Origin of the sequence: Streptomyces cacaoi, assembly GCF_006539165.1 — a bacterium.
Taxonomy (GTDB): Bacteria; Actinomycetota; Actinomycetes; order Streptomycetales; family Streptomycetaceae; genus Streptomyces; species Streptomyces cacaoi.
The window spans coordinates 1-3,798 of sequence record NZ_BJMM01000132.1 but is presented as its reverse complement, the minus strand read 5'-3'; the positions used below and the strand labels follow the sequence as shown (position 1 = coordinate 3,798).

The following is a 3,798-nucleotide window of genomic DNA, read 5'->3' as shown; positions in this document are numbered from 1 at the left end:
ACGCTTCGACACGGGCTCGCCCGAGTCCGGACCGACGGGCGACGGCGGGCTGTTGGGCGCCTCGCTGGCCGTCGGCGGGCGCGATCACCATCCGGACGAGCAGCGCCCGCATGTGATCGACGTCGTCGGTATGGTCCGCGACGGTGTGCTCACGTTCGACTGGCTGTACTCGACGGAGCTGCACACCGAGGAGACCGTCGCACGCCTCGCCCGGGAGTACGCGGAGGAGCTGGCCGGGGTCGTGGCGCACTGCGCCCGCCCGGACGCCGGTGGCCGCACGCCCTCGGACTTCCCGCTCGTCCCGCTCCAGCAGGCCGAGGTGGATCTGCTGGCGGGTGACGGCCGGGCCGTGGACGACATCTACCCGCTGACCCCGCTCCAGGCGGGCATGGTCTTCCACTCGCTGTCCGACCCCGAGGAGGCCGCGTATCTGGAGCAGATCACGTTCGTGCTCGACGGGGTCGACGACACCGCGGCGCTCGCCCGGGCCTGGCAGCGGGTGCTGGACGGCTCCGACGCGCTGCGCGCCGCGGTCGTCTGGGAGGGCGTGGCCCGGCCCGTTCAGGTCGTGCACCGGGCGGTGGAACTGCCCGTCACCGTGCTCGACTGGCAGCACGTGGCAGCGGACGAGGCCCGGCACCGGGAGCAGCTGGCCGAGTTCCTCGACCGGGACCGTGCCCTGGGACTGGATCTGCGCACCCCGCCCCTGATGCGGCTGACGCTCGCCCGGCTCGGCGGGGACAGCGTCCGCGTCGTGTGGACCTTCCACCATCTGCTGTTGGACGGCTGGAGCACGGCAGCGCTGCTGTCCGACGTCGTGGCCGAGTACACCGGCACGGGCACCGGCGAGCCCCGCGGCTCCTTCCGCACCTATCTGCGCTGGCTGGCCGCGCAGGACCAGGAGGCCGGGCGCGCCTGGTGGCGGCGTACCCTCGCGGGCTGCGACGAGCCGCTCACCCTGCCGTACGACCGGGCGCCGGGCCGCAACCACCGGGGCCAGTCGTCCGGGCGTACGCCGGTGCCGTTGCCCGGCGAGGTGGCCTCCCGCGTCGCCGCGTACGCCCGCCGGGAACGGATCACCGCCAACGCCGTCGTGCAGGGCGCCTGGGCGCTGCTGCTGTCGCGCTGGACGGGCGCGACCGACGTGGTGTTCGGCACGACCGTCTCCGGACGCCCTGCCGATGTGCCCGGTGCGGAGCGGATCCTCGGCCTGTTCATCAACACCCTGCCGGCCCGTGTCCAGGTCGACCCGGCGGCGCGGGTGCCCGCGTGGCTGCGCGGTATCCAGCAGCGGCAGGCGGAGGCGCGCCAGTACGAGTACATGGCGCTCAGCGACCTCGGGGCCGAACTCCCCGGTGGCGGCGCCCTGTTCGACAGCCTCATCGTCTTCGAGAACTACCCCGTGGACAGCGCGCTGCTGGACGCGGCGGAGGGGCCCGCCGTCCGCGACATCGCGGCGGTGGAGGCGACGAACTACGCCCTGACGCTCGTCGCCGCGCTCAGCGACGACCGGCTGGGACTGACCCTCACCTACGACCCCGAGCTGTTCGACCCGGGCACGGCCGAGCGGCTCGCCGCGGGGCTGGGCCGGGCGCTCGACGAGCTGACGGCGGACGACCCCGCGACGGGGACAGGAGCCGGGGCCGGGGCCGGAGCCGAGGTCGGTGGGGGGCTCGGTGCGGTCCCGGGCTCGGCCGGGTCGGAGTCCGCCGGTGCCGGGCCGCGGCTCGGGCAGCTCGATCCCGTCTCCCCGGACGAGCGGAGCGCGCTCCTCGCCCAGGGCACCGGTCCCGCGCTGCCGCTGCCCGACCGGACCGTCCCGGAGCTGATCGCCGCCCAGGCGGCCCGCACCCCGGAGGCCGTGGCCGTGCTGCACGGCGAGACGGCGCTCACCTATGCCCAACTCGACGCGCGTGCCGAGGAACTCGCCCGGGCCCTGGCGGCGCAGGGAGCGGGCCCGGAGACCCGGGTCGCCGTCTGCCTGCCCCGCACCGCCGACCTGCCCGTCGCGCTGCTGGCCGTGCTGAAGACCGGCGCCGCCTATGTGCCGCTCGATGCGGCGCACCCCGCCGAGCGCCTCGGCCACGTCCTGCACGACAGCGGTGCGCGGCTGGTCCTCGTCGACCCCGGGTCGGCCGACGGCCTGCCGCCGAGCCCGGCCACCCCCGTCGTGCTCCACACCGGCGCGCGCCCCGCCGTCCCCGCTGCGGACGGGACCGGCCTCCCGGAGCGGCTGCTGCCCGGCAGCGGCGCCTACGTCATCCACACCTCCGGCTCCACCGGACGGCCCAAGGGCGTCCTCGTCCCGCACGAGGCCCTGGCCGCGCACCTCACCTGGCTGTGCGGGGAGTACGGGTTCGGGCCGGACGACCGGGTGCTGGCCCGCGCCTCCGCCGGCTTCGACGCCGCGCAGTGGGAGCTGTGGGCGCCGCTGCTGTGCGGTGCGGCGGTCTGCGTCGCCGACACCGAGGTCGCCCTCGACCCGGACCGGCTCGCCCCGCTCGTCGAGCGGCACGGCGTCACGGTGATGCAGCTCGTGCCGTCCCTGCTGGAGGCCCTGGCCGCCGCGGCCGGGGACCGCCCGGTGCTCACCGGTGTGCGGCAGCTCTTCCTCGGCGGCGAGGCGCTCACTCCCCATCTGGCCGACCGCGCACGGGAGTTGGGCGCCGGAGCCGTCGTCAACCTGTACGGGCCGACCGAGGTGACCATGCAGACCGTCACCCACCGGCACCTGCCGGGGACGGACCACGGGCCGCGGGTCCCGCTCGGCACCCCCGTCGGCAACACCCGTGTCCATGTGCTGGACCCGCTGGGCCGACCGGCGCCCGCGGGGGCCGTCGGCGAGATCCACCTCGCCGGTGTGCAGCTCGCCCGCGGCTACATCGGCCGGCCGGGACTGACCGCCACCCGCTTCGTCCCGGACACCGTCCGCGCCGACGGCAGCCGGATGTACCGCACCGGCGACCTCGGCCGGTGGACGGCGGACGGCACCCTGGAGTACCTCGGCCGCACGGACGACCAGGTCAAGCTCCGCGGGCACCGCATCGAGCCCGGCGAGATCGACGCCGTCCTCGCCCGCCACCCCGACGTGGCCCGCTGCGCGACGGTCGTCCTGGACGCCGAACGCCCGGACGCCGCCCGGCTGGTGGCCTACGTCGTGCCCCGCGGCGGGACGGACGTGGACCGGGCGGAGCTGCGCCGGCACGCCGCGTCGGCGCTGCCCGCCGCCATGGTGCCGTCCGCCGTCGTCCCGCTGCCGGAGCTGCCGACCACCCCGAACGGCAAGCTCGACCGCCGTGCGCTGCCCGCGCCGGACGCCACCGGGGGCGCGGAGCACGTGGCGCCGCGCACCGTCACCGAGGAGCTGCTCGCCGCGATGTGGCAGGAGGTCCTCGACGCCGAACACGTCGGCGTGGAGGACGACTTCTTCCTGCTCGGCGGCAACTCCATCCTGACGCTCCAGGTCATCTCCCGCATCCGGACGACCTTCGGGGTGCCCTTCTCCGTGCGGGCGTTCTACGACGCCCCGACCGTGGCCGGCCTGGCGGACGCGGTGGAGGAGAAGGTCCTCCAGGAGATAGAGCGCTCACTGGGCGACGGGGACGACGGCACCCACGCCTGAACGACCGACCACCAGCACCGCGTTGAACGAGGGGAATCATGGAATCCACTGCGTCACCCACCACCGCCGCCGGAACCCCGGAGCCCGCCGGCACCGCTCCGGCCTTCCGCTCGGTGCCGGAGCTGGTGGCCGCCCGGACGACCGTCTCGCCCGATGCCGTTGCGGTGGTGTGTGGC

General features: G+C 75.7%; 1 protein-coding gene. It reads left to right on the top strand.

Annotation, left to right across the window (positions count from 1 at the left end):
- Positions 1 to 3,622, top strand: a 3,622-nt coding sequence (locus SCA03_RS34450) for a non-ribosomal peptide synthetase (protein ID WP_141275886.1), incomplete at its 5' end; no start/stop codon positions are given.
- Positions 3,623 to 3,798 lie beyond the last annotated feature (176 nt).